Annotated in this window: 18 protein-coding genes; 10 read left to right on the top strand and 8 right to left on the bottom strand. The window is 62.7% G+C overall.

The window, feature by feature from the left end:
• Positions 1 to 81: 81 nt before the first annotated feature.
• The 3 genes from GV818_RS21820 to GV818_RS21810 all read left to right on the top strand — a co-directional run bounded on the left by GV818_RS21820 (position 82) and on the right by GV818_RS21810 (position 5,493).
• A complete protein-coding gene (locus GV818_RS21820) occupies positions 82 to 1,650 on the top strand; it encodes a purine-cytosine permease family protein (protein WP_161756341.1) in 1,569 nt (522 codons plus the stop codon).
• Positions 1,651 to 1,652: 2 nt separating this feature from the next.
• A complete protein-coding gene (gene betA, locus GV818_RS21815; RefSeq protein WP_161756342.1) occupies positions 1,653 to 3,341 on the top strand; it encodes a choline dehydrogenase in 1,689 nt (562 codons plus the stop codon).
• Positions 3,342 to 3,588: 247 nt separating this feature from the next.
• Entirely contained in the window at positions 3,589 to 5,493 is a 1,905-nt protein-coding gene (locus tag GV818_RS21810; RefSeq protein WP_161777493.1) for an acetate--CoA ligase, read from the top strand.
• Positions 5,494 to 5,549: 56 nt separating this feature from the next.
• On the opposite strand, the gene GV818_RS21805 is transcribed toward GV818_RS21810, so the two are convergent.
• The 3 genes from GV818_RS21805 to fabG are packed head-to-tail and all read right to left on the bottom strand — an operon-like array spanning position 5,550 to position 9,230.
• A complete protein-coding gene (locus GV818_RS21805) occupies positions 5,550 to 6,863 on the bottom strand; it encodes an aspartate aminotransferase family protein (RefSeq protein WP_178125049.1) in 1,314 nt (437 codons plus the stop codon).
• Between the two features lie 11 nt (positions 6,864 to 6,874).
• The gene (locus tag GV818_RS21800; RefSeq protein WP_161756344.1) at positions 6,875 to 8,425 is read right to left on the bottom strand and encodes an APC family permease; all 1,551 of its coding nucleotides are present in this window, start codon (positions 8,423 to 8,425) and stop codon (positions 6,875 to 6,877) included.
• A gap of 31 nt (positions 8,426 to 8,456) precedes the next feature.
• Positions 8,457 to 9,230 carry a 3-oxoacyl-ACP reductase FabG gene (gene fabG, locus GV818_RS21795; protein ID WP_161756345.1) on the bottom strand — a complete coding sequence of 258 codons (774 nt, stop codon included), beginning with the start codon at positions 9,228 to 9,230 and terminating at the stop codon, positions 8,457 to 8,459.
• 215 nt (positions 9,231 to 9,445) lie between these two features.
• On the opposite strand from fabG, the gene GV818_RS21790 reads away from it, so the two are divergent.
• Together GV818_RS21790 and qhpR are read left to right on the top strand one after the other, a co-directional pair.
• Positions 9,446 to 10,462 carry a phosphotransferase enzyme family protein gene (locus tag GV818_RS21790; RefSeq protein WP_161756346.1) on the top strand — a complete coding sequence of 339 codons (1,017 nt, stop codon included), beginning with the start codon at positions 9,446 to 9,448 and terminating at the stop codon, positions 10,460 to 10,462.
• Between the two features lie 185 nt (positions 10,463 to 10,647).
• On the top strand, positions 10,648 to 11,727 hold the full coding sequence (gene qhpR, locus GV818_RS21785; RefSeq protein WP_368668892.1) for an AraC-like transcriptional regulator QhpR: 1,080 nt from the start codon (positions 10,648 to 10,650) through the stop codon (positions 11,725 to 11,727).
• Positions 11,728 to 11,970: 243 nt separating this feature from the next.
• Here qhpR and GV818_RS21780 read toward each other — a convergent pair whose 3' ends face one another.
• The 3 genes from GV818_RS21780 to GV818_RS21770 all read right to left on the bottom strand — a co-directional run bounded on the left by GV818_RS21780 (position 11,971) and on the right by GV818_RS21770 (position 13,722).
• The gene (locus GV818_RS21780; protein WP_161777492.1) at positions 11,971 to 12,327 is read right to left on the bottom strand and encodes a type II toxin-antitoxin system RelE/ParE family toxin; all 357 of its coding nucleotides are present in this window, start codon (positions 12,325 to 12,327) and stop codon (positions 11,971 to 11,973) included.
• Between the two features lie 2 nt (positions 12,328 to 12,329).
• Positions 12,330 to 12,620 (bottom strand): type II toxin-antitoxin system ParD family antitoxin, encoded by a 291-nt coding sequence (locus GV818_RS21775; protein ID WP_161777491.1) that lies wholly within the window; start codon positions 12,618 to 12,620, stop codon positions 12,330 to 12,332.
• A 187-nt stretch (positions 12,621 to 12,807) separates the two neighbouring features.
• The gene (locus tag GV818_RS21770) at positions 12,808 to 13,722 is read right to left on the bottom strand and encodes a LysR substrate-binding domain-containing protein (protein WP_161777490.1); all 915 of its coding nucleotides are present in this window, start codon (positions 13,720 to 13,722) and stop codon (positions 12,808 to 12,810) included.
• A gap of 269 nt (positions 13,723 to 13,991) precedes the next feature.
• Between GV818_RS21770 and GV818_RS21765 the strand changes: the two genes are divergently transcribed.
• Both GV818_RS21765 and pgm read left to right on the top strand, forming a co-directional pair.
• Positions 13,992 to 15,014 (top strand): zinc-dependent alcohol dehydrogenase family protein, encoded by a 1,023-nt coding sequence (locus GV818_RS21765; protein WP_161756348.1) that lies wholly within the window; start codon positions 13,992 to 13,994, stop codon positions 15,012 to 15,014.
• Positions 15,015 to 15,249: 235 nt separating this feature from the next.
• Complete coding sequence (gene pgm, locus GV818_RS21760; protein ID WP_161777489.1) at positions 15,250 to 16,896, top strand: phosphoglucomutase (alpha-D-glucose-1,6-bisphosphate-dependent); 1,647 nt, start codon at positions 15,250 to 15,252, stop codon at positions 16,894 to 16,896.
• A gap of 102 nt (positions 16,897 to 16,998) precedes the next feature.
• Here the strand turns inward: pgm and GV818_RS21755 are convergent, their stop codons facing one another.
• Positions 16,999 to 17,694 (bottom strand): pirin family protein, encoded by a 696-nt coding sequence (locus GV818_RS21755; RefSeq protein ID WP_161777488.1) that lies wholly within the window; start codon positions 17,692 to 17,694, stop codon positions 16,999 to 17,001.
• A gap of 274 nt (positions 17,695 to 17,968) precedes the next feature.
• Here GV818_RS21755 and GV818_RS21750 point away from each other — a divergent pair, with 274 nt between their 5' ends.
• Complete coding sequence (locus tag GV818_RS21750; RefSeq protein ID WP_161777487.1) at positions 17,969 to 20,434, top strand: UvrD-helicase domain-containing protein; 2,466 nt, start codon at positions 17,969 to 17,971, stop codon at positions 20,432 to 20,434.
• 62 nt (positions 20,435 to 20,496) lie between these two features.
• Here GV818_RS21750 and GV818_RS21745 read toward each other — a convergent pair whose 3' ends face one another.
• Positions 20,497 to 20,766, bottom strand: coding sequence for a DUF1652 domain-containing protein (locus tag GV818_RS21745; protein WP_161756352.1), 270 nt, complete (start codon positions 20,764 to 20,766; stop codon positions 20,497 to 20,499).
• A gap of 266 nt (positions 20,767 to 21,032) precedes the next feature.
• Between GV818_RS21745 and GV818_RS21740 the strand changes: the two genes are divergently transcribed.
• Both GV818_RS21740 and GV818_RS21735 read left to right on the top strand, forming a co-directional pair.
• Positions 21,033 to 21,848, top strand: a complete 816-nt coding sequence (locus GV818_RS21740) for a helix-turn-helix domain-containing protein (RefSeq protein WP_161777486.1) — start codon at positions 21,033 to 21,035, stop codon at positions 21,846 to 21,848.
• Positions 21,849 to 21,899: 51 nt separating this feature from the next.
• On the top strand, positions 21,900 to 23,306 hold the full coding sequence (locus GV818_RS21735; protein ID WP_161777485.1) for an NAD(P)/FAD-dependent oxidoreductase: 1,407 nt from the start codon (positions 21,900 to 21,902) through the stop codon (positions 23,304 to 23,306).
• The last annotated feature ends 50 nt before the right edge of the window (positions 23,307 to 23,356 follow it).

Raw genomic sequence — 23,356 nt, 5'->3', positions numbered from 1 at the left:
CTTGCGCCCGGCCGCCTCGCGTGCAGCGGCGCTCGGGTGATTATCACTCGCATGGTTTTTACAATAACAAGAGACCTCATCATGCAGACCCAATCCAAAGCCGCCAACAGTGCGAGTGCCCACGGCAGCCATTCGGCCGTCGAAGGGCATTCGATCGACTTCATTCCTGAAAGCGAGCGCACTGACAAACTCCGCAGCCAGGGCCCGTTCTGGTTCCTGGGCAATTTCACGTTCTTCACCATGACCATCGGTTTCGTCGGTCCCAGTGTCGGCCTGACGTCACTCTGGACCACCCTGGCCGGCACCCTGGGCATCATGTTCGGCACCTTGTTCATGGCCTTCCACGGTTCCCAGGGGCCCCACCTGGGGTTGCCGCAGATGATCCAGTCGCGTGCGCAGTTCGGTTATCGTGGGGTGATCCTGGTGCTGCTGGCGACGCTGTTCGTGTTCGCCGGGTTCAACATCGTCAACCTGGTCCTGATGATGCAGGGATTGCACTCGCTGTTCGGTTTCAGTCCCATCGCCATCGCCTTGGCGGTTACGGTACCGGCGGCGGTGCTGGCGATCCTCGGGCATGACTGGATGCACCGCAGCTTCAAGTGGGCGCTGTACCTGTCGCTGCCGCTGTATGGCTTGGTGACCCTGGCCGTGATGATGCGCTGGGTGCCCGATGCGCCGCTGCCGGTACTGGCTGCCGGTGAAGTCGCGCCATTGCCGTTGGGCTTCAACTGGACCGGTTTCATTACCCAGTTCGCGGCGGCGGCCAGCTACAACATTGCCTATGCGCCTTATGTTTCCGACTACTCACGCTACCTGCCGAAGAACACGCCGGGCGGCAAGCTGATCGCCGTGGTGTTCCTCGGCGCTTCGCTGTCCGGTGCCTGGATGATCGCCGTGGGCGGCTGGCTGGCCGAGCACCTGCACACCGCCGACGTCCTGGTGGCCCTCGGGCAGGTGGGTAATACCGTGTCGCCCCTGGTCGGCACGGCGGTCGTGGTGGTGACTATCCTGGCGTTCCTGCCGGTGATCGCGATGAACATCTACAGCGCCAAGCTGACCACCCTGACCTGTGTCGACTCGATCTTTCACATCGAGCCGACTCGCAAGGCGCGGGTCCTGGCGATCATCTTCGTGATCCTGCTGCAATTGGCGGTGTCGCTGAGCATCCAGAGTTCCGGTTCCGGCCTGTCGGTACTGGGGATCTACCTGGTGGTGATGCTGTACTTCCTGGTGCCCTGGACCGCAGTCAACCTCACGGACTACTTCTTCGTGCGCAAAGGGCGCTACGCCATTCCGCACTTCTTCCAACCCCACGGCAGCATCTACGGCAACTGGGGCCTGCGCGGAATTGCGGCGTACGCCATCGGCTTCATCGCGATGATTCCGTTCTTCTACATCTTCGACGGTGTCGAGCAGCGCGAAGTCTATGTCGGCCCACTGGCCAAGGCACTGGGCAACATCGACGTGGCCTGGCTGGTCGGGCTGATCGTTTCGGCCCTGGCGTACTACTGGTTGAGCCGTTCGCTTGATCTCAAGCGCGAAGAAACCGTGATCCAGCAGATCGAGGCCAGCAATCCGCATTACACCACCGGGGACCGGCATGCCCAGCCCTCGCTGCCGCCACTTGGCAACACGACTTTCGGGAGATAACCATGGCGACTCAACAATACGACTACATCATCATCGGCGCGGGCTCCGCCGGGTGTGTACTGGCCAACCGCTTGAGCGAAGACCCGACCACCTCGGTGCTGGTCCTGGAGTTCGGCGGCAGTGATCGCAGTGTGGTGATCCAGATGCCCAGCGCCTTTTCGATCCCGATGAACACCACCAAGTACAACTGGCGCTATGAAACCGACCCCGAGCCCTACCTTGACGGGCGCCAGATCCACTGCCCGCGCGGCAAGGTGCTGGGCGGCTCGTCGTCGATCAACGGCCTGGTGTACATCCGTGGCCACGCCTACGACTTCGATGAGTGGGAAGAGCAGGGGGCCAATGGCTGGGGCTACCGCCATTGCCTGCCGTACTTCAAACGTGCCGAACACTACGAGGCCGGCGGCGATGACTACCGGGGTGCGACCGGCCCGCTGCACACCACCAACGGCAACCACATGCAGAACCCGCTGTACGGGGCGTGGGTGGAAGCGGGTGCCCAGGCGGGCTACATCAAGACCGACGACTGCAACGGGTTCATGCAGGAAGGCTTCGGCGCCATGCACATGACCGTCAAGGACGGCGTGCGCTGCTCGACGGCCAATGCCTACCTGCGCCCAGCCATGGAGCGACCGAACCTGACGGTGGTGACCAAGGCCATGACCCGCAACATCATCCTCGAGGGCAAGCGTGCGGTGGGCGTGCTCTACGACTGCAAAGGGGTCACCCATGAGGTGCGCTGCAAGCGCGAAGTCCTGGTTTCGGCGGGGCCGATCGGTTCGCCACACCTGCTGCAGCGCTCGGGTATCGGTCCGGCCGCGGTGCTGGACCAGGCCGGGGTCGAGGTTCGCCACGAACTGCCGGGGGTCGGCGAGAACCTGCAGGATCATGCGGAGATCTACATCCAGTTCGGCTGCAAGGAACCGGTGACGCTGAACAACAAGATGGACCCGCTGAGCAAACTGTTGATCGGCTTGCGCTGGTTGCTGTTCAAGGACGGGCTGGGCGCGACCAACCATTTCGAGGCCGGCGGTTTCATCCGCTCCGAGCAGGGGCTGCGCTGGCCCGACATCCAGTTCCACTTCCTGCCCGCGGCGATGCGCTATGACGGCAACAAGCCGATCAAGGGGCACGGTTTCATGGTCCTCACCGGGCCCAACAAGCCCAAGAGCCGTGGTCATGTACGGATTCGTTCGGCCGACCCCTATACCCACCCGCAGATTCAGTTCAACTACCTGCAGCGCGAAGAGGACCGCGAGGGCTTTCGCCGTTGCGTACGGCTGACCCGGGAGATCATCGGGCAGCCGGCGATGGACCGTTTCCGCGATGGCGAGATTGCCCCAGGGCCGAAGGTCAACAGCGATGCCGAGATTGACGCCTTCGTCCGCGCCAACCTGGAGAGCACCTACCACCCTTGCGGCACCTGCCGCATGGGCGAGGACGAGATGGCGGTGGTCGATTCGCAACTGCGGGTAAGGGGCCTCGAAGGCTTGCGCGTCATTGACTCCTCGGTATTTCCAACCGAGCCCAATGGCAACCTCAACGCACCGACGATCATGCTTGCCGAGCGTGCCAGCGACCTGGTGCGTGGACGCAAGATGCTGCCCCCGTCCGAGGCCGAGGTGGGCCTGGCCAAGGACTGGGAAACCCGTCAGCGGAGCAAACCGCCCGTGCGTAATGTCGCGGTGTGAGGCACTGGCTGCTGTCGCTCCAGGCTTCCTGGACAGCCCGGAGGTGGTCCAGGAAGCATGAGCATCCGGATGCGCGAACGCGCTCGGCGCTCGCCGAGTCGTTGCCCTGGGACCTGCGCTGTCAAAAAACTGTGGTGCAGGGTCAAGCAGGGAAGAGGCCTTGTCCCCAGCATAAGGGGCAGGCCTGCGCCGACCGCTACACTGCGGTGCGGCCTTCGGACCTCTAACAAGAACAGGACAACGCGCAATGAATGCCTACCTGACCGCCTCCGCCCATGCCCAGGACGACCCCACAGACTTCTGGCGCCAGCAGGCCCGGTTGCTCGACTGGATGCGCTTTCCCCAGCAGATCTTCGAGCAGCAAAGCCGCGAACACTACCAATGGTTTGCCGATGGGCAATTGAATACCTGCCACCTGGCGCTGGACCGGCATGTCGAGGCCGGGAACGGCGAGCGGCTGGCGCTGATCTACGATTCCCCGGTCACCGGGCAGCAACGGCGCTTCACCTATCGGCAATTGCTCGAGCAGGTGGCTCGCTGCGCCGGCATGCTCCGGGCCCTGGGCGTGGAGCAGGGCGACCGGGTGATTCTCTATATGCCGATGATCCCGGAGGCGGTGATCGGCATGCTCGCCTGCGCCCGGCTGGGGGCGGTGCATTCGGTGGTCTTCGGCGGCTTTTCCGCGGCTGAACTGGCCTTGCGCATCGACGATGCCCAACCCAAGGTGCTGCTGACCGCCAGTTGCGGCATCGAGTACGAACGCGTGGTGGCCTACAAACCGCTGGTGGACAAGGCCCTGGAGTCGGTGGCACAGCCGCCGGCCCATGTGGTGGTCGTGGCCAGGCCGCAAGCCGCCGCCGAGTTGCGTGCCGGGCGCGATGCCGACTGGCAGACGCTGATGGCCTGCGCCGAAGCCGTGCCGGCTGTGGCCTTGGCGTCCGGCGATCCGCTGTATGTGCTGCACACCTCGGGCACCACCGGTAAACCCAAAGGTGTGGTCCGCGACAACGGCGGGCATGCCGTGGCCCTCAACTACAGCATGCAGGCGGTCTACGATGCCCAGCCCGGGGAAGTGTTCTGGGCGGCGTCGGACATCGGTTGGGTGGTGGGGCATTCCTATATCGTCTACGGGCCACTGATTCGCGGCTGCACCACCTTGCTCTATGAGGGCAAGCCGGTGCGCACCCCCGATGCCGGGGCGTTCTGGCGGGTGATCGCCGAGCACCGGGTCAACGTGTTCTTCACCGCGCCGACCGCCTTTCGCGCGATCAAGCGCGAGGACCCCCACGGCGCATTGCGCGAGGGCCACGACCTGTCCTGCCTGAAGGCGGTGTATGTGGCGGGGGAGCGGCTGGACCCTGCCACCTACGATTGGCTGGATCAGTCCCTGGCGTGCCCGGTGATCGATCACTGGTGGCAGACCGAGACCGGCTGGCCGATCGTCAGCACCCCGCACGATGCTTGTCACTGTCCAATCAAGCCGGGGTCCGCCGGTTTACCGGTGCCTGGCTACAACCTGGCGATTGTCGACGACCAGGGTGATCCGCTGCCCTGCGGCGAGCCGGGCAATATCGTCCTGCGCCTGCCATTGCCGCCTGGCGTCCTCACTACCTTGTGGCGCGACCGCCAGCGCTTTGTCGACAGCTACCTGAGCACGTTTCCCGGCTATTACCTGAGCGGTGATGGCGGTTACGTCGACGCCGAGGGGTATGTGTTCGTCATGGGGCGTATCGACGATGTGATCAACGTGGCCGGCCATCGCCTGTCCAGCGGCAGCCTGGAAGAGGCCCTGGGCGAGCACTCGGCGGTGGCCGAATGCGCGGTGGTGGCCCTGGACGATGTGCTCAAGGGTGAAGTGCCGGTGGGTTTTGTGGTCCTCAAGCAGGATGCGCAAATTGACCCTGGGCAGTTGGAGCGGGAGCTGATCGAGCGGGTGCGCGAGCGCGTCGGGGCGTTGGCATCGTTGCGCCAGGTGTTGGTGCTCAAGCGTTTGCCCAAGACCCGTTCCGGGAAGATCCTGCGCAAGACCATTCGAGGCCTGGCCCGCGGTCCGTCGGTGCCGGTGCCGGCAACCATCGAGGATCCGCAGGTGCTGGATGAGCTGCGCGAGCTGTTTGCCCAGCGAGGTTTTTATCCGGACTCGCAGGAATAGGTCGTTACCCCGGAATAAAAACCCGCCTGGCGGCGGGTTTTTTATCGGCCGAACCTTCAGAGCAGAAGCAGTACCCGTGCCATTGCGGCGAGAAACAGTTCGACCTGATCTTCGCTGAAACACAGCGGTGGACGGATCTTCAGGGTGCTATTGGCAGCGCCGGCAACCCCGATCAGCATGCCTTCGTCGCGCAGCAGATTGACCATGTGCCGTGCAGTTTGCGGGTCCATCTCCGCGCTCATGGGCGCCAGCACATCGACGCCGAGGAACAGCCCCGCACCGCGCACCGCGCCGAGCCGTTGATGGTCGGCGGCCAGGCTTTCCAGCCCTTGCTTGAGTAGCAGGCCGACCTTCAGCGCGTTGGCCTGCAACTGTTCTTCTTCGATCACCTGCAACACCGCCAGGCCCACGGCGGCCGACACCGGGTTGCCGCCAAAGGTATTGAAGTAGCTGGCATTGCGGCCAAAACGCTGGAGGATTGACGGGCGCACGGCCAGGCCCGCCAAGGGGTGGCCATTGCCCATTGGCTTGCCCATGGTCACCAGGTCCGGCACCAGGCCGTGGCGCTCGAAGCCCCACATGTGCGTACCGGTGCGGGCAAACCCCGGTTGCACCTCGTCGGCGATGAACAGGCCTCCGGCGTCGCGGATGGCGTTGACCGCTTCGGCGAGAAAACCCGGCGGGTCGGCGAATACGCCGTCGCTGGTGAACAGGGTGTCCACCAGCAACGCTGCCGGCCGTATGCCATGGCGCAGCATGTCGGCGATCGCGGCGCGCACTTCGGCGGCGAATACCTGGCCGACGCGTTCCGGGTGCTGCGGGTCATGCAACGGGGCGTTGACCACCCGGCAGTCCTTGGACAGGGGCACGTAGTCACCTACGGACGGCGACAGCTCGGCGATGGCTAGGGTCATGCCGTGGTAGGCGTAGCGCGTGACGATCACCCCGGTGCCGCCGCTGTAGTCCCGGGCAATGCGCAACGCCAGGTCGTTGGCCTCGCTGCCGGTGCAGGTGAACATCATCTGGCTCAGTTCGCCGGGCAAGGTGGCCAAGAGTTTCTCGGCGTAATCGAGCACCCCCTCATGCAGGTAGCGGGTGTGGGTGTTGAGCTCTGCGGCCTGGCTGGACAGGGCCTGCACCACCCGTGGATGGCAGTGGCCGATCGACGCGACGTTGTTGTACAGGTCCAGGTAGCGGCGTCCGTTGCTGTCGTACAGCCAGGCGCCACTGCCCTTCACCAGATGCAGGGGTTGCTCGTAGAACAATTGATAGGCCGGCCCCAGCAGGCGCTGGCGACGTTCGATCAGCTGCCGCTCGGCCTCGTTGAGGGCAGCAGCGTGCTCGGCTTGGAAGGCGTTGACTTTCAACATGGCGAAGCTCCTCAGCTGTCTTGGCGTTCGTCGTCCATGACGATGCTGCCGATGATGTTGTATTTGCGTCGATCGAACTGCCGGAAGTACAAGGCAATGGCTGCACCCAGCGCGAAGCTGGCAGCGACGATCCACGGGATCAGCTTGAACAGCAGCGATTGCGCGGCGGTGCCGGCGGCGAAGTTCAGGTTGGCGAACAGCAGGTAGACCACATAGAGCATGCCGAGGCCGCCCAGCATCGGCGCCAGGAAGGTCTTGAACCAGTGGCGCTGCTTGATATGGCGGGTGCCGATGTGGAAATAGCAGACCACGGCAAAGGCGCACAGCGCTTGGACGATCAGGATGCCCATGGTGCCGAGGATCGCCAGCAGTGCGTACAAGTCGGCGTAGGGGTCCTTGCCGGCGAACAGGAAGGCCAGGACGATGGCGCTGGCAATCAGCGTCTGTACGCTGGAGGCCACGTGCGGTGAGCCGTGACGTTCGTGGGTGCGGCCCACGGTACGGCCGAGGAACTCGAACAGGTTCTCCCGGCCCAGGGCGTAGATATAGCGCGACGCACAGTTGTGGAACGCCATGCCGCAGGCGAACGAGCCGGTCACCACCAACAGTTTGAACAGGCTCACCGCCCATTCACCGATGTACAGGCGCGTGGGGCCGTAGAACACTTCGGCGGCCTGGGCCGGATCCTGGGCCAGGCGGATCGCTTCGATCGGGCCGGAGCCGGCGATGGCCATCCACGACACGAACACATAGAACACGCCGATGCCGATCACCGCCAGCAAGGTGGCCAGGGGAATGATTTTCTTCGGGTTGCGCGACTCTTCGCCGTACATCGCCGAGGACTCGAACCCGACCCAGGACCAGAAGGCGAAGAACAGGCCGATGCCGGCATTGGCGCCGATCACGCCCTGCGCCGGGCTGAAGGCCTTGAGCGGATTGATCGACTCGGGCACCAGCCCCTGCGGGCCGCCACCGTGCCAGAGCACGGCGAATGCCATCATCGCCAGCATCAGGATTTCGAGGACCAGGCAGACACCGAGAACCTTGGCGGTCAGGGAAATATCGAAGTAGCTGAGGATGCCATTGGCCGCCAACATGGCCAGGGCGAAGACGATCCAGTGCACCTGGATCCCCGTGGTGCTGGTCAGCAGGTCGACGCAGAAGAAGGCGAAGATGCCCACCAGCGCCGCCTCGAAGACGATGTAGGTGAGGGTCACGGCAATGCCCGCCGCCATGCCCACCACGCGCCCGAGGCCATGGGAGATAAAACCGTAGAACGCGCCAGTGGAGGTGATGTACTTGGCCATTTGCGCGTAGCCGATGGCGAACAGCGCGAGAATGATGGTCGCCACCAGATAGCCGGCGGGGGCGTACTGGCCGTTGCCACTGCCGATGGCGATCGGCACGTTGCCGAGCATGGCGGTGATCGGCGCTGCCGTCGCGACCGTCATGAACAACACGCCCATCAGGCCCACGGCGTTCTTGCGCAACCGCTGGACTTCATGGGGCCGGGCCGGGGCAGTGCCCTGCAAGGGCAGCTTGTCGGTGTAGATTTCGCTCATGGGGCGCGCTCCAATAACTGAGATGAGAGCTTCAGGCCAGAGCCTGGAGAGATTCGGGGAGGATCTGCCCGCCGTCGACAATCAGGCTTTGTCCGGTGACGTAGCCAGCTTCGCGGGAGGCGAAGAACAGCGCGGCGTTGGCGATATCATCGACACTGCCCAGGCGCCGCAGCGGGACCGATGCGGCCATGCTGTTCAGGTAGTCCTCGCCCATGTCATGCAGGCCTTCGGTGAGGATGTTGCCCGGCAGCACGGCATTGATGGTGATGCCGTCGCGCGCCAGTTCGATCGCCGCGGTGCGCATGAAGCCCAGTTGCGCGGCCTTGCTCGCGCCGTAATGGGCCCAGCCGGGGAAACCGGTCACCGGCCCGGTGATCGATGAGGTCAGGATCACCCGTCCGTATTCGGCCTGGCGCAGGTAGGGCAGGGCCGCCTGGACGCAGAGGAAGCTGCCTTTGGCGTTGGTGGCGAGCACGCCATCCCAGTCGGCTTCGCTCATCTGTTCCAGGCTCACCGAAGGGAACACGCCGGCGTTGCAGCACAGCACATCCAGGCCGCCCTGGGTGCCGGCGACGTCTGCCAGCAATTGCCGCACCGAAGCGCCCCGGGCCACATCGGCGACGAAGCCATTGACCTGCAAACCCTCATCGCGCATGCGCTGCGCCACTTCTTCGACTTTGTGCCGATGGCGGGCGCTGATCGCCACCTGCGCGCCCTGACGGGCAAATCCGTAGGCGATCCCCAGGCCGATGCCGCTGGTGGCCCCGGTGACCAGAACGCTTTTGCCTTGCAGTGAAGTCAGCATCTTCGAGCCCCTTTCCAGTGATGTTGCCTGGATGTTGCGACCCCAAGGGGCCGGGGCACTTGACCGTGCAGCACAAGTTCTACCCTGAACTATCAAATCGACCAGGGCGCAGGGGCGCCTTGTGCTCTGGGGTCAAGATTTCGCCGTGCCGGGTCAAGCGACGGTCTACGCCAGCCTCGCATTCTGTGCGGGCCTACCGACCCTGGAGCGTGCTGATGATGACTGCCTCGAACCAAGCCTCCTGCCTGGATGCCATTGCCCCCCTGGCCAGTTTGGCCACCTTGTCCTATGCGCCGTCGTTGCGCGGTGAACTGAGTTTGCTGAGCCATTCGGAGAACGCCACCTATCTGCTGCACAACGCTCAGCGACGCTCGGTGATGCGCGTGCATCGCGAGGCGTATCACTCGTATCAGGAGATCGCCAGCGAGCTGCTTTGGCTGGCGGCGCTGCGCGAGGAAGGGCTACAGGTGCCGTGTGCGATTGCCGGCCTGGATGGCGAGTTGATCCAGCAGGTGCACCTGTCCGGGCTGGGCAGTCGCTATGTGGTGCTGTTCGATTGGATAGACGGCCGCGAGCCGGATCAGCACAGCCTCAATACCTCGTTTTGCCGCTTGGGTGCGATCAATGCCCAATTGCATCGACAGGCCCGCCACTGGCGCAAACCCCAGGGCTTTGCGCGCATGACCTGGAATCATTCGAGCATGCTCGGGCCCGAGGGGCATTGGGGACGATGGCAGGCGGCGCCTTACCTGGACAGTGCCGGGCAAAAGCTGATTGGCGAAGTGCTGGTTGTGCTCGCCCGGCAGCTGGCCGGTTATGGCCAGGATGAGCGGCGTTTCGGCCTGATCCATGCCGACCTGCGCCTGGCCAACCTGCTGGTGCAGGGCGAGCAGACCCGAATCATCGACTTCGATGATTGCGGGTTGGGCTGGTACCTGCATGACCTGGCTGCCGGCTTGAGCTTTTTCGAGCATCACCCCGACCTGCCACAGTGGATCGATAATTGGCTGGAGGGTTATAGCCAGCAGTTGAGCCTGGATGCCGAGGATCTGGCCATGGTGCCGACCCTGATCATGCAGCGGCGCCTGCAACTGCTGGCCTGGACCGGCACTCACCGAGGGACGCCGCAGGTCGAGTGCCTGGGCCATGAATGGGTGGAGCAGACCCTGGGGTTGTGTCGTCGCTACTTGGGGGATGGTTTGCAGGGTGCGATGCTGCACCGCGGGCATTGAGGCGGATGTTACAAACCGCTACGCACTGCTCCGGTGCGGCGCTGGCCAGCCTGGACTCGGCCGGTTCTCCGGCAAAGGCGGGCTTGAGCCCGCGAGGGGCGGCGGCGGGGGGCAAACCGGAGATCTGGAATGGAACTTGCGTGAGTCAGTCACCTGTGCAGAGTGACTGCGTAAGGAGGTTCCAGGTGCCCGCCATCACAACGTCCCCGATTCGTCAGGTCGCTCCCCATGAGGGCCAGTTTGGCATCCTGGCTTCGGCGGCCACCGGCCTGACCGATTTCATCCAGCAGCAAGGCGGCAACCCCGAACGGATCCTGGGCATGGCGGGTATCGACCCGGAGCAGTTGTTGCACCCGACCCTGAGCCTGGATCTGAACCAGTATTGCTCGGTGTTCGAGGAGGCCGCGCGGCAGACCGGCAACCACAATTTCGGTTTGCGCTACGGGCAGCAGTTTCGCCCCGATTCACTGGGGCTCCTGGGGTATGTCGGGATGTGTTCGGCGACCCTCGGCGAGGGCCTGCGCAATGTGGTCAGGACGTTTCCGGTGCATCAGCAAGGCAGCCTGCTGCGCCTGGTGGAGGATGGCGAGTGGTGCCAGCTCGACTATCAGGTGCAGTACGGTGCGATCCTGCGCAAGCGTCAGGACGCCGAACTGTCGATGGGCATGTTTACCAACCTGATGCGCCACGCCCTGGGCCAGAACTGGGCACCGGAGCGGGTGCATTTCGAGCATCCGCAGCCGGAAGCCTGGCATGAGCACTGCAAAGTATTCGATGCCCCGGTGTTGTTCGGCCAGCCGTGCAACGCACTGGTATTTCGCCGCAGCGTACTGAACCGGCCGATGCCGGGACACGACCCCAAGTTACTGGCGGTGCTCCTGGAAAGCATGCAGAAACTGTCAGTGGCCGGTGGCGGCCAGGCGCGCCCCGGCATCGTTGCCGAAGTGCGGGCCCAGGTCAGGGACCTGCTCAGCGACGGCTACCCGAGCCTGGAGCAAGTGGCGGAACACTTGCGCATCCCCAGCTGGACCATCCAGCGGCGGTTGAGTGAAAGCGGCCTGACGTTTTCCACGTTGGTGGATACGGTGCGCCAGGAACTGGCGATCTATTACCTGCAACAATCGACCTTGCCCATCTCCGAGCTGGCCCTGTCACTGGGCTACTCGGAAATCAGCGCGTTCTCGCGGGCGTTCCGCCGTTGGTATGACGTCAGCCCGATCCAGTGGCGCCAGGCCCATCGTGGTACGGAGGGCGGTGGTGCATGATCGTCATTTGTCAGTCAGGCATGAGGGGCCGATTGGCGGCGAGTGGCGGTGATGCTCAGAGACTGTCCGGATCGCCGAAGAACATTTTGACTGGGCTCTAGGACAATGTTTTTAGGTCGATAACGCTTTTGTTTGCCCCCACTTTTGCCCCCATTCGCACCGAGTGTGCGAGTGATCGCGAATGGCGATCTCCGACGGACTTCGCTATTCCTGGCCAGTTAAGCCGTTGGGCCAGGTCGCTGATCAGTCGTTAGGCAAGTGCAACTGCGCTTCCATGGCGTCATGAAGGAGTCTGACGACCTCGATCACGTCGTCGTTTGCCACACGATAGAACACGATATGACGTGGGCTTTTGACCGTTCCATGGGTTTGTTTGGCCTGCTGGCGTGAATGGATGAGGTGATAGCTGCGAAGGCCCGGTGCAAGCTCATCGCGGTCGTGGCTGCCAATGCGATAAGGCGTGCCGGCAAGAGCTTGCAGCGCCGCGAGGATCAGCGCCTGGTAGCGCTGGCGTGCTTGATCGCCGAACTGCGTCTGGGAGAGCCTGAGTATGTCAACAATGTCGGCGCGCGCCGCGTTGGTAATCCGATACCGCGGCATACTCAGTGTTTCTCTCTCGCGGGGAGGGTGGCCTCCAGGCTCAAGCCCTCGAGGAAGTGCTCCAGATCACCTTCGTTCAACTGACTAAAGCGCCCGTGCTCAAGATCCATGATGCCGATCGAGGTCGCCTTACGCAGGGCCTCAATTTTGGCGGTGTCTTCGGCGACACGCTGTTCCAATAGCCGCAAACCTTCCCGCATCACTTCGCTGGCATTCTGATAGCGGCCAGACTGAACAAGGTCATGGATAACTTGTTCTTGGTGAGGGGTGAGCACAACGTTCCGCGTCGCCATAATGAGCTCCAGCTTTCGGCAAACAGTTTGTTTCTATCATTGGCATATTATGCCATTTTGCCTACGAGCACATAGTTTGGGATTTGAATCTGACGAACTGTGTCTTACGGGGCTACTAGAAGTGAATGGAGCTCCATGGTTGGTGGAAAGGCAAAAATGATCAGCTAAACAGCCTGCCCGACGAAACCTAAAGACTCTCAGGGTCGCCAAAAAACATCTGGATCCGCGAACGCAGCCAGCGCTCGCCAGGGTCGTTGTCCTGGGAGCCGCGCCAGGCCATGTGCAATTCAAAACTGCGCACTGGCAATGGCGGGTCTTCTGCACGTACACCGCCGGCCGCGGTCAGTGCTTCGGCGGTGTAGTCGGGCACGGTGGCCAGGATGTCGGTTCCGGCCAGCAGGGTACTCAAGCCGTTGAACTGCGGTACCGCCAGTACTACGTGACGTTTGCGTCCGAGTTTTTCCAACTCTTCATCGATAAAACCACTGAGGTCCCCGGCAAAGGACACCAGGGCATGGGGGCGGGCGCAGAAGTCGTCCAGGCTCAGGGCGCCGGGCATGCTGTCGGCGCGCAGCAGCTTGGGCAGGCTGCGGCGCAGGACCTTGCGCTTGGCGTTGGCCGGCAGGTCGGCGGTGTAGCTGACGCCGATGGAGATCTCGCCGGAGGCCAGCAGTGCCGGCATCAACAGGTAGTTGGCCCGGCGCACCACCAGCACGATGCCCGGGGCTTCGGCCCGCAGGCGCTTGAGCAGCATCGGCAGCAGGGCGAATTCCACGTCGTCGGAGAGACCGATGCGGAATACCGCGGTGCTGGTGGCAGGGTCGAATTCCGCCGCACGGCTGACCGCCGTGGAAATCGAATCCAGGGCCGGGGACAGCAGGGCGAAGATTTCCGTCGCCCGCGCCGTAGGCTCCATGCTGCGGCCGGTGCGCACGAACAACGGGTCGTCGAACAGGCTGCGCAGGCGCGACAGGGCGGCACTGATGGCCGGCTGGCCGAGAAACAGCTTCTCGGCGGCGCGGGTCACACTGCGTTCGTGCATCAGTGTTTCGAACACGATCAACAGATTCAGGTCGACACGACGCAGGTCATTACGATTCATCTGGAGTCCTGGCAGAGTCAGCGAACTTGACGGGAGCGACCATATCGGAACAATGGCCGGCGTGAATCTTACGGGTAAAGGCTGCTACTCTGCACCGGCTAAATGTTGTTTGTTTGTAGCCAGATACCGCACCGGCACGTTGCTGGCACTGATTTCAAGGGGCACGAAATCAATGACAGACATGTCGACTATTAATAGGCACTGATAGTCTTGCTTTCAAAGCCCGGATAAAGTTCGTGGCATTAGAGGTTAATTTGACGAGGTTTGCGATGTCCCGCACGATTCGTTTTCACAAGTTTGGACCGGCCGAGGTGCTCAAATGCGAAGAGCATGCGGCCTCGTCGCCTGCGCCAGGCGAAGTGCAGGTACGAGTCGAAGCTATCGGTATCAGTTGGTATGACGTGCTCTGGCGGCAGAACCTGGCATCGTCCCATGCTCGCCTGCCGTCTGGCCTCGGCCATGAAATGGCCGGTGTGGTCACCGCGGTGGGCGAGGGTGTCGAGGACCTTGCGGTCGGTGACAAGGTCGCCAGCTTTCCTGCTGAAAGCCCCAACGATTATCCGGTATACGGCGAGCTGATCGTTCTGCCGCGTTCGGCCCTGACCCGTTACCCGGATGTGCTCAGCCCGATCGAAGCCGCGGTGCATTACACGCCGCTGTTGATTGCCTATTTCGCCTACGCCGACCTGGCACGGGTCAAGCCTGGGCAGTTCGCCCTGGTCACCGATGCCAGTCACTGTGCCGGTCCGTCCTTCGTGCAGTTGGGCAAAGCCTTGGGCGTGCGGGTGATTGCCGCCACCAAGAGCGCTGAAGAACGTGAGAACCTGCTGTCCCTCGGCGCTGAGAAAGTCATCGTCACCGAAGAGCAGGACCTGCTGATGCAGATCAACAAGCTCACCGACAATCGCGGCGTCGACGTGGTCTTCGATGGCTTGGGCGGCCCGCAGATGTCGATGCTCGGCGATGTCCTGGCGCCCCGTGGCAGCCTGGTGTTGTACGGCCTGCAAGGCGGCAACCAGACACCATTCCCTGCCTGCGCGGCGTTCCAGAAGAACATCCAGTTCTTCGTGCACTGCATCGGCAACTTTACCGGCAAGCCGGAACTGGGGATTCTCCAGGATCAGGTGGCTCTGCAGCGTGCGCTGCGGGACATCAACCAGTTGACCGCGGATCGGGTGCTGCTGCCCTTGAAGACCCGGGTCTTCCCGTTCAGTGAATTTGTCGAGGCGCACCGCTACATGGACGAGTGTCCATGCCGCGAACGGGTCGCGCTGCAGGTCGAACCGGCCTGATTGCAACGCCAGGCTTGGTCACTCGAAGCCTGGCGTCTTCCTCTCCCTCCCTCTGGCTTGAGCGCGGCTTGCCGGCAATCGGGCTGCCGTATCACCCCTCGCTTCATGATCCATTCGCCGACCAACCGAAAGTAAAAATTGCCTCATGGATACCGGGATAGATTCCGTCGCGTTGCGGTCAAACTGCCAGTAAACTGCGGCCCATTCCCGAACCATCCTTTTCCAGAGGTTTTGCATGACTCTCAGTCCGTTTGCGGGCAAACCGGCACCAACGCAATTGTTGGTCGACATCCCGCGATTGGTTACGGCGTACTACACCGGTCAACCCGATGCATCGGTTCCCACCCAGCGAGTGGCCTTTGGCACCTCCGGGCACCGTGGCAGCTCGTTCGATCTGAGTTTCAATGAATGGCACGTCCTGGCCATCAGCCAGGCCATTTGCCTGTACCGCGAATCCCAGGGCATCAACGGCCCGCTGTTTGTCGGCATCGATACCCACGCGCTATCGACCCCGGCTGGCGCCAGCGCCCTCGAGGTCCTGGCGGCCAACGGCGTGACGGTGATGATCGCCACGGGTGACGAGTACACCCCGACGCCTGCGGTGTCCCATGCGATCCTCTGCTACAACCGCGGACGCACCTCGGGCCTGGCGGACGGGATTGTCATCACCCCGTCGCACAACCCGCCACAAAGCGGCGGCTACAAATACAACCCTACCAACGGCGGCCCGGCCGACACCCACATCACCAAGTGGATCGAAACCAAGGCCAACGAACTGCTGGCGGCGCGGCTGGCCGGGGTCAAGCGCATCAGCTATGAGCAGGCGTTGAAGGCCGAAACCACTCATCGCCACGACTACCTCAACACCTATGTCGCCGACCTGATCAACGTCATCGACCTGGATGCCATCCGCAACGCCAAGCTGCGCCTGGGCGTGGACCCGCTGGGTGGAGCAGGGGTGCGCTACTGGTCGGCCATCGCCGAGCACTACCGGCTGGACTTGGAGGTGGTGAACCAGCAAGTGGATGCCACCTTCCGCTTCATGTCGGTGGACTGGGACGGGCAGATTCGCATGGACCCGTCTTCCAGCTACGCCATGCAAGGGCTGATCGGCCTGAAGGATCGCTTTGACGTGGCCTTCGGTTGTGACCCTGATCATGACCGCCACGGCATTGTCACCCCGAGCGGTGGCTTGCTGGCGCCGAACAACTACCTGGCGGTGTCCATCGACTACCTGTTCCAGAACCGTCCGCAATGGCGCGCCGACGCCGGCGTGGGCAAGACCGTGGTCAGCAGCGGGCTGATTGATCGGGTGGCGGCACGTCTGGGCCGGCGCTTGTATGAAGTACCGGTGGGCTTCAAATGGTTTGCCGATGGCCTGTTCGATGGCTCCCTGGGCTTTGGTGGTGAAGAAAGCGCGGGTGCGTCCTTCCTGCGCAAGGACGGCGGCGTCTGGTGCACCGACAAGGACGGCCTGATCCCGGCCTTGCTGGCAGCGGAAATGACCGCCCGCACCGGACGTGATCCAAGCCAGGCCTATCGCGCCTTGTGCGATGAGTTGGGCGAGCCGTTTTCGGTCCGGGTCGACGCCAAGGCCAATCCGCAGCAAAAGGCCTTGCTCAGCAAGCTTTCGCCACAGCAGGTGACCTCCACCCAATTGGCCGGTGAGCCGATCCAGCAGATCCTCAGCCAGGCGCCGGGCAATGATCAGGCGATTGGCGGCCTGAAAGTCATGACCGCGAACGGCTGGTTCGCCGCACGGCCGTCCGGCACCGAGGACATCTACAAGATCTACGCCGAAAGCTTCATCGGCGACGACCACCTCAAGCAACTGGTGCAGGAAGCCCAGACCCTGGTGGACGCAGCGATCAGCGGCAACTGACTGGCAGCCCGCAAGCGCCGGCTGGTCGGCGAACCGGGACATGCCAGACAAAAAAAGGGGCGACCAACACGGTCGCCCCTTTTTTTCATTGCGCGGATCGTTTCAAGCCAGGTCGACCAGGACGATTTCACTGTCTTGCAGCGCCGTCACTCGCAGCACCTGCTCATCCTCCACCGCGACACCGTCTCGAGCTTCGGCTCGCAAGCCATTGATCTCGATCACCCCGGTAGCCGGCACCAGATACGCCCGGCGTCCGCTGTCCAAGTGATACTCCGCAGTCTCGCCGGCCTTCAGGTTGGCCGCTACCAGGCGTGCGTCGGCACGAATCCGCAAACTCTCTTCATCGCCTGCCTTGCCGCTGGCCAGGGTCACGAAACCCTCGCGCTGGCCCTTGGGAAACGGCTTGGCACCCCAGGACGGCGCGGAGCCCGCCTGATTGGGAATGATCCAGATCTGGAAGATCTTGGTCGGTGTGGCCTCCAGGTTGTATTCGCTGTGGGCGATCCCGGTGCCGGCACTCATCACTTGCACGTCGCCGGCCTCGGTACGGCCCTTGTTACCCAGGTTGTCCTGATGGCTGATAGCACCTTCACGAACGTAGGTGATGATTTCCATGTCCCGGTGCGGATGCTGTGGGAAGCCGGTGCCGGGGGCGATCACGTCGTCGTTCCAGACCCGCAGGTTGCCCCAGTGCATGCGCTTGGGGTCGTGGTACTCGGCAAAGGAAAAGTGGTGATGGGCATCCAGCCAGCCGTGGTGAGCGCCACCCAGGGAGTTGAAAGGTCTGAGTTCAAGCATGATCGTCTCCTCATTAGGGCTCGTCATGGCACGTTACACTCGGGCCAAGAAACGATAACCGTTGGTTGATGAGGTGCATCTTCTATCAGCTATAGATCGAAAAAAAGCGCAAAAAATGCCGTAATCCAATCGTAAAATTAGATAGTTATTTTATTCGATAGCTGGTGTCAAACCTGCGATTCATCGCTTAAGTTAATGACCTGCAAGCAATTTGCTGGATACCATGAAAAAATCCGCTGACCATAACCGCTCAGCCTCATCCCCTGGAGTCCGCGTGTCGCAACACACCCCCGATCTGCCTCCCGAACTGTTACCGCTGGCCCAGATGCCCCTGTTGAAACGCCTGGCGGCGCGTTTTTTTGGCCATGGCCTGAATCGCCTGCGAGCACAGCATCGAGCGTCCTGGTTGCACGGCCAGGCCGACGGTTTTCGCAGCGGTCACACTGCGGGGGTCGATTATGGCTACCAGGAAGGTCGGCTCGAAGGGCTTGAGGAAGGGCGCCAGGTGCTGCTGATCCGCGACAGCCGCAACACCGAGCACCGGCCACCCGGGGTGGATGAGCGCTTGTTCGATGACTGGCGCCTGCCGTTGACCGCCGAGCTGAAGAAGCGCTTCAAGGCCGATGTCGCCCGCTTGCTGCCGGCCCACTCCCAGCCCAGTAGCGCACAGTGGAAGATGATCTTCAGCGAGACTCCGGCCACCGCGGTGATTGCCGGAGCCGGGGCCGGCAAGTCGACCTCGCTGGTATTGCGCCTGTTGCTGCTCGCCCACTACCTGGGGTTCGAACTGGACTCGATGACCGTGGTGACCTTCACCCGGGAGTCGCGCAAGGATTTCATCAATAAGCTAGTGGAACTCTTCGCCTTGTGGGGCCGGATGCTCAACCCCAGGGAGGCGCGGGAGCTGGTGCGCACCTTCCATTCGCGGCTCTTGCCCATGGTCCGCAGCCTGCCGGGCTTCGAGCGCCTGCAGGCTTTCGAGAACCTCAGCGAACGACTGCAAGGTGCCGAGGACGAGGTCGACAGCAATCCTTTCGATCTGCGCATCAACGACGTCCAGCGCAACCACCTGAATGCCTGCTATCAGGCGCTCTACCGCAGTGATGAGCGCTTTCGCCTGGCCTTGAAGCCTTTGCTGCGCCATGCGTTGCAACTCAAGGAGTTGGAACGCGATCATCCCGATGTACAAAAGCGCATGGCGGTCACCGAGCTGGCGGCCAAGCGCGATGAAGAACTCTGTGATGCGGTGGAGGACCTGTGGTTTCGTGCGGGCGCCTGGCCGATCAAGGGCATCGAGCCGCAGCGCCAGAGTTTTGAGATCAACGGCTCGCTGTTCCATTGCCACGGCTATGCGCCGGAGCTGGATGCCTGGGTGGTACTGGGTTTTGATCCTCGGGAAAGTCCGCAGATCACCCGGCCAGGAGCCAAGTTGACGGTGCGCGCGGAGTGGGCGGTCAAGCGCACCCTATTTCAAGCTTTCTGCCGTAAGCCATTGATTTGGCTTGATAGTTATGAGCATTCAAAGCGTTCTCTTGGCGCTTTTTCGGCAAGTGTCAGTGCTGGTCCGGGCTTCGATTACCGGGTCAAGGGTGAGCTGAGTTCGGCGCCGTTGCTGGATTGTTTTGTCGCGGCAGCCGCTTTCATCGAGAACCTGGGCCTGGATGTTGGCGCTGCCGTCGGCAACATGAGCTTTGCCCAAGATGACCCGGACCGTTTCTTCTTTGAGGCCCTGAGCCTGTTCTGGCGGGCCCTGGAAGACCACCTGCTGGACCAGTCGCCGCCGATCATGACCTACAACCGGATGTTCGCCCTGTTCAGCGAGCGCTCGCCGGAGAACCTCAAGTTGTTGAGCGACGCCTGCCTGAGGCCGCTGGCGCACCTGATGATCGATGAGTTCCAGGATGTTTCGCCGCAGATCGTCTCCTGGGTCAAGGCCTGCCTCGGGGAGATTCGCAGCCGTGGCGCGGCCTTGCACGTGGGGCGCGGCGCCCAGCATTCCTCCTTGCTGTGCGTCGGCGATGACTGGCAGTCGATCTACGGCTGGCGGGGCAGTTCGCCCAAGTATTTCATCGAGTTCAACCAGCAGTTCCCGTCCCCGGGGACCACGCGGGTGATGCTCAGCGAGAACTACCGCAGCCACCAGCATGTGATCGACGCGGCCGAGCACATTGTCCGGGTGGTCCCGGCGATTGCCGGCAAGAAGTCCAAGGCCAGCGGCGAAGCCAGGGAGCTATGGCCGGTGCAGGTGCTGGATCGTGACGATCAGGGGCTGGCCCAGCGCTTGGCGGAGCACTATCGGCAAGGCGATAGCATCTTGATGTTGTTTCGAAAAACTAGCGATAAGTTATTGATTCAAGAACATATTTCACAAATAGTTGATGTTGATTCTAGCTTGCCTCCAGCCGCTCGCCGCTTGAAGCAACTGACCTATCACAGTGCCAAGGGATTGCAGGCGGATGCGGTGTTCCTGCTGGGTGACTGTCAGCACCTGAGCAGTTCGCCTTACAAGAATCAGCTGTATCGCATGGCCGGGCTTGGCCAGGACGGCGACGCCGAACCCTACGACACTGCGCAGAAGGACGAGATCCTGCGCCTGGCCTATGTCGGCATCACTCGGGCGGTCAAGCATTGCTACTGGTACGTCGATCGCCAGGAGTCGGCGGCGGGCAATGCGCCCAAGGCTTCGGATCGGGTGCCCCGCGACAAGCCGTACTTCCAGGACCTGCGGCAAGCAACCTGAAAAAGCCCGCTGGCGAGGCGGGCTTGAGGTTATAGGTCAGGGTGTTGTTTAGCGCAGTGTGTTCAGGCCTTGAATGCCAGGGATGGAGAAAAGGCCTCCAGTTCGTCTTCCACTGCCTCGATTATTCGTTCGACATCCGCGGCGCTCATCAGCGTGGCACAGGGGATACCGGCGATGGCGAGCATGGTTTCGCCGCTGGCACGGTCGAAGAGCCTGGCGATCATGCTGCCGGGCGCATCCATGTTGGCCTCGAAACCCATGGGATGAAAATGCCAGCGCATCAGCTGACAGGCGTTTGGAAAGGTGACTTTACTGGCCCAGACTCTGTTCATCGGCGGCCCACCTTGATTCATTGAGCGCTTCCTTGTGCTCGCGGTAGGAACGACCGGATCGTCAATGACCCGATCGGTTGAGGGTTTAAAAATAGCATCGGCAGGTGACCGCTCGCAGTTTTTTTAACCACCGTCTGGCGGTTGGTTGAGGGTTTCTGCTGCAACTCATGCCATCCGCCGGGCTCCGTCGCCTGCCGCCAGCAGTTGCTCATTGAAGCGCTTGCCGAAGTTCGGCAAGCTGGGTTTTTTGTCTGTTCGAGAAGCTTATGTCTGCCCCTGATGACGGGCCGCTGCAAACCCAGGCCACCGGCGACATCGTGATGCGTTATCACTTGTGCTGGAAGCACCGTGACCTGGATGGCGTGATGGCGCTGTACCACCCGCAAGTGCAGTATCACGACTTCTTCCAGAACCGCACCCTGGGCCTCGATGAGCTGCGTGAATACGTGCGCGTGAGCATGCCGCGCGCGCCCGACGAGGCCCTGGAGCACAGCGATCGCATCCGCCTGGATGGCGACACCGCCTTTATCCAGTATCAGGTGACGTTGCGGGGCGGCCAGGGGCTGGTGTCGTTTCGCTCCAGTGAAGCCATTACCGTGCGTGACGGGCTGATCTGGCGGGTCAATGAATACGCTTCCCTGGTGCGCGAGCCGGTGCCGAGCAAAGTCTCGGATAGCCTGCGTCCGGCGGCCAGTCGCCTGGGGCTGTCGCCGCGCCAGCTGAGTTTCATGGCCGAGGACCTGCAGCAGTACTTCCAACGCCAGCAGCCTTATCTCGACCCGGAACTGGACCTGCAACGGGTGGCCCGTGAATGCGGCTACAGCCGTAACCAGATTTCCTACCTGCTCAATCAGGTGCTCGGGCAAAGCTTCTATCGCTACGTCAACCAGGCGCGCCTGCAGCATCTGCTGGCGGCCCTGGACCAGGCCACGCCACCGCTGCGGATCGACGAGCTGGCCTTTGCCGCCGGCTTCAATTCGCTGTCGGCGTTCTATAGCTGCTTTCGCCAGCACACCGGGCAGTCGCCCAAGGCCTATGCCAAGCAAATTTCTTTGCGTACACGCGCGCAAGACAGCGCCTGAGGGCAGGCACTAGGATCGCCGCATTCGAAGTTCGGGTTGCGGAGTGCTTGCATGCCAGCGTGGCGCAGTATCAGTTTGTGGATGGACCAGCTCGACGAGCCGCTGTTGTCGCGGCCGTCGCTGGCGCAGGACCTGGATCTGGACGTGGCGATCATCGGTGCCGGTTATACCGGGCTGTGGACTGCCTATTACCTCAAGCGCCATGCGCCCCAGCTCAAGGTCGCGATCATCGAGGCGCAGACCGCCGGTTTTGGCGCCTCGGGTCGCAATGGCGGTTGGCTGATGGGCAATCTGCTAGGGGAAGACCGCCTGTTGGCCGGCTTGTCACCGGAGCAGCGCCGGGCCTCCTTCGACCTGTTGCATGGCATTCCCGATGAAGTGGCCAGGGTGCTCCAGCGCGAGGGCATCGACTGCGACTACCGCAAGGGCGGGGTGCTGTACTGCGCCGCCCGCTACCCCGAGCAGGAAACCAGCCTGCGCCAGTACCTGGATTCACTCTACGCCCAGGGCCTGAACCAGGACGACTACCACTGGCTCAACCCCGAGCAGTTGGCCCAGCAGATCCGCGTGGCCAAACCGTATGGCGGCATCTATGCGCCGCATTGCGCAACCATCCAGCCGGCGAAGCTGGTGCGCGGCCTGGCCCGGGCGGTGGAGCGCATGGGGGTGAGCATCTACGAGAACAGCCCAGTGACCCACTGGCAGTCCGGCAGCCTGCAGACCGCCCACGCGGCGGTGCGCAGCCACTGGATAGTGCCCGCGGTGGAAGGCTACTCGGTGACCTTGCCGCCCCTGGGCCGTTATCAGTTGCCGGTGCAAAGCCTGCTGGTGGCCACCGAGCCGTTGGCGGAGTCGATCTGGGATGAGATCGGCCTGAGCCAGGGCCAAGCCTTCAGCGAAAGCAGCCGCCAGGTCACCTACGGCCAGCGCTCGATGGACAACCGCTTGGTGTTTGGTGCCCGCGGTGGTTATCGGTTCGCCGGCAAGCTGCGCCACAACTTCGACCTGAGCGAGGATGAGGTGGCGCTGCGCCGTTACCTGTTCGGCGAGCTGTTCCCGCAACTGAAGAATGTGCGCATCACCCACTCCTGGGGCGGCAACCTGGGCATGTCCCGGCACTTCAGGCCGCACATGCTCTGCGACCGGCGCAAGGGCATCGCCTTGTCCGGTGGTTATGGCGGAGAAGGGGTGGGTGCCAGCCACCTTGGCGGGCGGACCCTGGCTGAGCTGATCCTCGAACGGGACAGCCCGCTGGTGCGCCAGCCCTGGGTGTTGCCCGAGAGCGGCCTGGACGCCCTGCGGGCCTGGGAGCCGGAGCCGTGTCGCTGGCTGGGTTACAACGCGATCATTCGCAGCTTTGTCCATGAAGACCAGACCCTGGCCAACCCGGCCTCGGCCCCCTGGCGGCGGCGCTTGGCCAGCCGGGTCGCCGGGTTCATGGAAGGTTTCATGCACTGAACCAGGTTTCTTGCACCGAACGACGTCCGTTCGGGTTTTCCCGCCAAAGG

Source organism: Pseudomonas sp. Fl4BN1 (genome assembly GCF_009908285.1).
Taxonomy (GTDB): Bacteria; Pseudomonadota; Gammaproteobacteria; order Pseudomonadales; family Pseudomonadaceae; genus Aquipseudomonas.
Note: the sequence above shows the minus strand (reverse complement) of the source record. Positions and strands in the feature narration are given on the sequence as shown.

What these genes read in the sequence shown, in the direction of transcription:
- GV818_RS21800 (WP_161756344.1), bottom strand. Translation starts at nt 8,425, where the DNA reads ATGAGCGAAATCTACACCGACAAGCTGCCCTTGCAGGGCACTGCCCCG.
- GV818_RS21805 (WP_178125049.1), bottom strand. Translation starts at nt 6,863, where the DNA reads ATGTTGAAAGTCAACGCCTTCCAAGCCGAGCACGCTGCTGCCCTCAAC.
- GV818_RS21735 (WP_161777485.1), top strand. Translation starts at nt 21,900, where the DNA reads ATGCCAGCGTGGCGCAGTATCAGTTTGTGGATGGACCAGCTCGACGAG.
- pgm (WP_161777489.1), top strand. Translation starts at nt 15,250, where the DNA reads ATGACTCTCAGTCCGTTTGCGGGCAAACCGGCACCAACGCAATTGTTG.
- GV818_RS21765 (WP_161756348.1), top strand. Translation starts at nt 13,992, where the DNA reads ATGTCCCGCACGATTCGTTTTCACAAGTTTGGACCGGCCGAGGTGCTC.
- GV818_RS21770 (WP_161777490.1), bottom strand. Translation starts at nt 13,722, where the DNA reads ATGAATCGTAATGACCTGCGTCGTGTCGACCTGAATCTGTTGATCGTG.
- GV818_RS21775 (WP_161777491.1), bottom strand. Translation starts at nt 12,620, where the DNA reads ATGGCGACGCGGAACGTTGTGCTCACCCCTCACCAAGAACAAGTTATC.
- GV818_RS21745 (WP_161756352.1), bottom strand. Translation starts at nt 20,766, where the DNA reads ATGAACAGAGTCTGGGCCAGTAAAGTCACCTTTCCAAACGCCTGTCAG.
- GV818_RS21755 (WP_161777488.1), bottom strand. Translation starts at nt 17,694, where the DNA reads ATGCTTGAACTCAGACCTTTCAACTCCCTGGGTGGCGCTCACCACGGC.
- fabG (WP_161756345.1), bottom strand. Translation starts at nt 9,230, where the DNA reads ATGCTGACTTCACTGCAAGGCAAAAGCGTTCTGGTCACCGGGGCCACC.
- GV818_RS21810 (WP_161777493.1), top strand. Translation starts at nt 3,589, where the DNA reads ATGAATGCCTACCTGACCGCCTCCGCCCATGCCCAGGACGACCCCACA.
- GV818_RS21780 (WP_161777492.1), bottom strand. Translation starts at nt 12,327, where the DNA reads ATGCCGCGGTATCGGATTACCAACGCGGCGCGCGCCGACATTGTTGAC.
- GV818_RS21820 (WP_161756341.1), top strand. Translation starts at nt 82, where the DNA reads ATGCAGACCCAATCCAAAGCCGCCAACAGTGCGAGTGCCCACGGCAGC.
- GV818_RS21790 (WP_161756346.1), top strand. Translation starts at nt 9,446, where the DNA reads ATGATGACTGCCTCGAACCAAGCCTCCTGCCTGGATGCCATTGCCCCC.
- betA (WP_161756342.1), top strand. Translation starts at nt 1,653, where the DNA reads ATGGCGACTCAACAATACGACTACATCATCATCGGCGCGGGCTCCGCC.
- GV818_RS21740 (WP_161777486.1), top strand. Translation starts at nt 21,033, where the DNA reads ATGTCTGCCCCTGATGACGGGCCGCTGCAAACCCAGGCCACCGGCGAC.